Source organism: Zarconia navalis LEGE 11467, assembly GCF_015207075.1.
Lineage (GTDB): Bacteria > Cyanobacteriota > Cyanobacteriia > Cyanobacteriales > Geitlerinemataceae > Zarconia > Zarconia navalis.
The window spans coordinates 1-5,207 of sequence record NZ_JADEXN010000414.1 but is presented as its reverse complement, the minus strand read 5'-3'; the positions used below and the strand labels follow the sequence as shown (position 1 = coordinate 5,207).

Here is a 5,207-nt window from a genome sequence, read left to right as displayed (position 1 = left end):
GGTTTCTCGATATAGTATGAGAACGATGGGTTAGTTTAAATTGCCGTTGCCGAAGTGATTGCAAACCCCGATCGATCGCGCGTCTTTCTCCCCCAGCCTCCAAAAGCCATGACACCGAAATTCCCCGGTATGAACCCCTATCTGGAAAATCCCGCGTTATGGCCCGAAGTGCATTCCTGGCTGATTGTCGAGTTGGCGCGATCGCTCAATCCCCTACTGGTTCCCAAATATCGGGCGGCGGTAGAAAAGCGGGTGTATAGCGATGCCGTTCTGGTGGGCATTCCCGATGCCTCGGTGTTTGAAGTTCGTCCCGATGCAGACTTCACACCGGCAACGACAACTCAGGTGATGCCCAAACCGGTTCGGGTGACGGTTCCCCAAACCGAAGAACGTACCGAACGTTACTTAGAAATTCGGGAAGTCAAAACCGGACGAGTCGTAACTGCCATAGAACTGCTTTCACCGACGAATAAACGAGCGGGGGAAGGTCGCCAAAAGTACCTTGCGAAGCGGCAAAAGGTGTTAAATAGTAGGACGCATTTGGTGGAAATCGATTTGTTGCGATCGGGCGATTTTATGCCGATGACGGCTGCCATTCCATCGGACTATCGGATTCTGGTAAGTCGGGCTAATCTGCGTCCGGAAGCGGAACTCTACCCCTTCAATCTGCGCGAAACCATTCCAGAATTTTCCCTGCCATTACTGCCTCAAGAACGCGAACCCGTCGTTCACTTATCCGATATTTTAGAGCGAGCCTATTCAGAAGCAGCTTTGGATTTGACGATCGATTATTCTCGATCTCCCGTACCTCCTTTAAGGGATGTTGATGAAGAATGGGTGCGATCGTTGATGTCATTGTAAGTGGGGCGATCGATACCCACTTCTCAAAACTCTCTGGCGATACGTTCCCAGTCTGGCAGCGAAGCATTCCCGATCGAACCGTTTGCGTTTCCAGACATTTCTGTAGAAGTCGAGGGATTATTAAAGTAATACAAAGTAAATTCGGAAACCAAAACTCGGAATCGCGGATGTTTCTGAATTCCAAATTTTGATTTCCGAATTGTTGGGGTTTCCATTAATTCGGCTTCCAAAGAAGCCTGGATACTTGGCGACAGATTTATAACTATCCAATCAGTTTACAAATGTTTCCATTAATTCGGCTTCCAAAGAAGCCTGGATACCCCCACTTAAAAGATGGGGGCTTGAATCAAACAGGATTGTTTCCATTAATTCGGCTTCCAAAGAAGCCTGGATACAATTAATGCTTTTTCGTATTCTACTGGATACAATTAATGCTTTTTCGTATTCTAATTGAATCGTTTTGTTTCCATTAATTCGGCTTCCAAAGAAGCCTGGATACCTGGGGAACCCTCGACGCCCTAGCTCGCACCTTTGGGTAGTTTCCATTAATTCGGCTTCCAAAGAAGCCTGGATACTCTAGATTATACAACACCCACACCACAAGGGTTTCAAACCCAGTTTTGGCGAACCTCCCAATTTGTAAGTACAACGTCATACGCACAACTCCTCAAAAACCCTCAAACCCTTACCCCGTCTCCTTGACACGTCCCCAACTCACCTCTATACCCCCAAACCCAGTCCGGGCGGGAGTTTCCCCAGCGCGATCGCCCGATCGCATAAAACCCCACTACCGGTTTGCCAAAAATCGAGACAAGACTCGATCTACTAAAAACAAAATCTTGTAAATTGCCAAGCTTTACGAATTTTAACAAACATAAGAAATCATGAAAATAATTCTGAATGACTCCCAATTCGGATTAAAGTCACGACTTTTTCTTCTTTTCGGAGCTGATAGATTAATAGCCAGTCCGGTTCAAGATGACATTCGCGATACTCGCGCATCTCACCGGTCAGTTGATGGTCAAAATATTTTTGAGGTAGTGCTTTCCCTCTAAGTAATGCAATTAATACATTACCAAGTTTATTCAAGTCTTTTCCTTGTTTTTCAGCCCTTTTAAAATCTTTCTTGAACTGAGAGGTCGGCGAAATTGTATACATCGACATTAATTTTCGCTCATCTCATCCAAAAACTCATCGACACTCCCATAAGAACTTAAAGCTTCTACATTTTCGGCTTCTCTGATTGCCGCACGAGTTGTATCGTTGGGAATTTTCACCAAAAAAGGTAGCCCTTGCTGCAATTCAACTTGCTTGTAAAACATCCGAATTGCTTCGGTTGGCGTAATACCCAGTGCTTGAAAAATCGCTTCGGCTGAAGCTTTTAAATTTGGTTCGATTCGAGCTTGAACTTTACTCGTTTGGAAAGCCATTTTTTTTAAGTGTTTACGCTTTTATTTTTGTACTCCAATTGTATCACAAAAATAGAAAAACGACTCGATCTGCTATAGAGCATACAGAAAGCATAAGATCGATAGGTGACTGATTATGGATGACAATGATATGCCCCTGCGGATTACCATTACCCTGTCTGCCTACGAAGGGCGAAAGCTCATTTGCCCGAGTAAGATTCACGGCAAACCTAAAGCCACTTATGCCGCCCAAATTATCGGTTCTCGAATTGAAGCGAATTTCGAGGAAATCAACCGGCAGATGGCAGATATTGCTAAACGTGAAGGAATTACCGTTGCTGAACTCGAAGCGCGTTGGCTAGCGGAGGAAAACTTCGAGTTAGACTAGCATCGTGGTCATTTCCAATCTCGATCGAATTTGCACTCCATTCTCTATGAATCCCAAACTCTCATCAATCATCGATCGCAAACCCACAATTGGTCGAATTATCTTCACCGATTCCGCCTCATTTCTTTTAACTTTGGGGGCGATCGCTTCTGGTATATTTATCGAGACAATTCCCGTCGGCTTGGGATTAATGTACTTTTTAATTAAACGAGTTCGCTTGATTCAGAATGCTTTTGCTAAAGGTGTTTCCGTCAAAGCTTTAATTGTCGGTAAGCAACGTGCCTATGGAGCCTGGAAACTGCGATATCGATACACTTATCAGCAGAAAGATTACGAGTCGTGCCATCAAATTATTCGCTTTAAAGCCGAAGTTCGCAAAGGAGAGACGATGGAAGCATTTTTAAATCCAGAACAACCAGATACCGCATTTCTCTCTAATTTTTATTTAGGATAAAAATTATAAAATTCATAAAAAGTATATATACATCACAGAGACATAATTGTATTTTATAAATGCCGACAAATCCCTTAACCGAACTCGCTAAATTGCGAACTCGCGCGGCGGCTGAAAGAACGTTACTCTCTTGGGTCAGAAGTACTTTGCTTTTGCTTGAACTGGGAATTGCGATCGGCTATGTTTCTGATATTTTCGTGCAACGTTTTCCGGGTGCAAACCGCGAAGAATTCCGAGAATTGTTTCGCCCGTTAGGATTATTAACGATTACTTTAGCGCTGATACTCCTGGTACTGGCGATGTGGCAGCATCGAATTGCGATCGACTCACTTCGCCGCGAAAACTACATTTTACTCTCGGGTCGATCGATGGAACTCGCATCAACGGTAGCCGTTTCGATCTATGGTCTCATTGCCCTGTGCATTTTGTTATTTTAGCTTTATTAGAAGCGGCGATCGAGCTTCCTGACTTGTCGCTAGATTTCTTTCTAAATACTCAGTAGAATTCCGAAAAAGGCAAATAAGCCAATTCCAAATAACGCAATCGAGACAATAAAACTGATAGAAATATCGGGCACGTAAGTATAGTTTTCTTTGCGAATATTTCGGAGTTCTTGTCTGTGTTGTACTGTCGCACCTAGCATCGCCAGCGTCCCGAGGGATACGAAGGCTAATCCTAAAATCCGAGTGAATCTGATTGGATTATTAACACCAACAGCCTCATTCAATACGGAGACAATTTTATCTATCCCAAATCCAAAGCTAATCAACGAAATGCTAGTCCGAATCCAAGCCATCAACGTTCGTTCTGCGGCAGCTCTATTTCTCTTTTTGGCAAGTTCTAGGTTTGACATCGCGACGGTTTATAGACTGATTGACTGATAGCGGTTTTCGCGCCTCATGAGGGATGGAATTTCTGGGAATGGGGAATGGGGCATTGGTGAAAGGTTAAGTCTCGTAGGTTGGGCCCGTGGAACGAAGCCCAACGCCATCAGTTGCGGTTGTTGGGCTTCATGCTTCAACCCAACCTACATTTTGATGATGCGTTACGACGGATTTTGATTTTCTGTTCAGTGTAATCGTTACCGCCGTCGAACGCATCCTACCGCTTAAAACCCCCTCGCCACTCCTTCTCCGCGCGGATCTGCCGCCCCTTCGAGATATCCTTCGGCGGTGACTTCGATCGCGTTGGCATTGCCCCAGCCATTTCGTTCTTGCAGTTCGTGTCCCCGGCGGCGCAACTCTTCTCGGGTCAAAACATCCAATCCCCAGGATTCGACGAAGGTTTTGTCGGGCAACCACTGATGGTGCAAACGCGGTGCAGTTACCGCCCGTTCCACGTCCATCTCGTACACCAGAACGTTGAGGAATACTTGCAACACTGTCGTGATAATCGTACTCCCTCCCGGCGCACCTACCGCAAGGCGCAGACGATCGCCTTCTGTCACGATCGTCGGTGTCATACTCGATAGGGGCGTTTTGCCAGGGGCGATCGAATTGGCTTCTCCCCCCACCAACCCGAACAAATTCGGGACTCCAGGGGCGATCGAAAAATCATCCATCTCGTTGTTGAGCAAAATTCCCGTCCCCTGGGCAACCACCGCCGCGCCGAAACCGCCATTGACGGTAAACGTGAGACTGACGGCATTGCGATCGCCATCGACAACGGTAAGATGACTCGTCTGGGGGGATTCCCGCAATCGTTCCAGGAGTTGCGCATCGGCTGGCTTTACCTCACTTGACGATCGCGCCCGTTCCATCTCGATTTCGGTACGGCGAACTGCTGCGTATTCCTCACTCACCAACTCGGCAACGGGAACCTCGACAAAATCGGGATCGCCCAGGTATTCAGCCCGATCGGCATAGGCAATCCGCATCGCCTCAATCAGCAGGTGGAGGGTATCGGGATGATGCCAACCTTGCCCCGCCAAATCTGCATCCCCGATCAGGTTTAGGATTTGCAACAGGTGAACCCCCCCAGAAGAAGGGGGCGGCATGGAACACACCTGCCATTGCCGGAAGTCGCCGCAGAGAGGATCGCGCCAAATGGGTTCGTAGGCGGCCATGTCTTCGCGGGTTATCAGTCCGCCATTGGC

Annotated in this window: 8 protein-coding genes and 1 CRISPR repeat array; of the genes, 4 read left to right on the top strand and 4 right to left on the bottom strand. The window is 46.8% G+C overall.

From position 1 onward, the window contains the following. Positions 1-54: 54 nt before the first annotated feature. Positions 55-861, top strand: a complete 807-nt coding sequence (locus IQ235_RS18310) for a DUF4058 family protein (RefSeq protein ID WP_319592623.1) — start codon at positions 55-57, stop codon at positions 859-861. Positions 862-1,068: 207 nt separating this feature from the next. Continuing rightward, positions 1,069-1,436: direct repeats of the CRISPR family, unit length 37 nt; unit sequence GTTTCCATTAATTCGGCTTCCAAAGAAGCCTGGATAC. A 307-nt stretch (positions 1,437-1,743) separates the two neighbouring features. Here the strand turns inward: IQ235_RS18310 and IQ235_RS18305 are convergent. Both IQ235_RS18305 and IQ235_RS18300 read right to left on the bottom strand, forming a co-directional pair. Then, positions 1,744-2,025 carry a type II toxin-antitoxin system YafQ family toxin gene (locus IQ235_RS18305; protein ID WP_319592622.1) on the bottom strand — a complete coding sequence of 94 codons (282 nt, stop codon included), beginning with the start codon at positions 2,023-2,025 and terminating at the stop codon, positions 1,744-1,746. Further along, a complete protein-coding gene (locus IQ235_RS18300) occupies positions 2,025-2,291 on the bottom strand; it encodes a type II toxin-antitoxin system RelB/DinJ family antitoxin (RefSeq protein WP_264322850.1) in 267 nt (88 codons plus the stop codon). Before IQ235_RS18300 ends, IQ235_RS18305 begins: the two co-directional genes overlap by 1 nt. A 115-nt stretch (positions 2,292-2,406) precedes the next feature. Here IQ235_RS18300 and IQ235_RS18295 point away from each other — a divergent pair, with 115 nt between their 5' ends. The 3 genes from IQ235_RS18295 to IQ235_RS18285 are packed head-to-tail and all read left to right on the top strand — an operon-like array spanning position 2,407 to position 3,549. Then, entirely contained in the window at positions 2,407-2,658 is a 252-nt protein-coding gene (locus tag IQ235_RS18295; protein ID WP_264322849.1) for a hypothetical protein, read from the top strand. Positions 2,659-2,704: 46 nt separating this feature from the next. Beyond that, positions 2,705-3,112, top strand: a complete 408-nt coding sequence (locus IQ235_RS18290; protein ID WP_264322848.1) for a hypothetical protein — start codon at positions 2,705-2,707, stop codon at positions 3,110-3,112. Between the two features lie 59 nt (positions 3,113-3,171). Further along, positions 3,172-3,549, top strand: a complete 378-nt coding sequence (locus tag IQ235_RS18285) for a DUF202 domain-containing protein (protein WP_264322847.1) — start codon at positions 3,172-3,174, stop codon at positions 3,547-3,549. A 50-nt stretch (positions 3,550-3,599) separates the two neighbouring features. Here the strand turns inward: IQ235_RS18285 and IQ235_RS18280 are convergent, their stop codons facing one another. Then, complete coding sequence (locus IQ235_RS18280) at positions 3,600-3,965, bottom strand: YidH family protein (protein ID WP_264322846.1); 366 nt, start codon at positions 3,963-3,965, stop codon at positions 3,600-3,602. A gap of 255 nt (positions 3,966-4,220) precedes the next feature. Continuing rightward, on the bottom strand, positions 4,221-5,207 hold a 987-nt coding region (locus IQ235_RS18275), incomplete at its 5' end, for a gamma-glutamyltransferase family protein (RefSeq protein WP_264322845.1).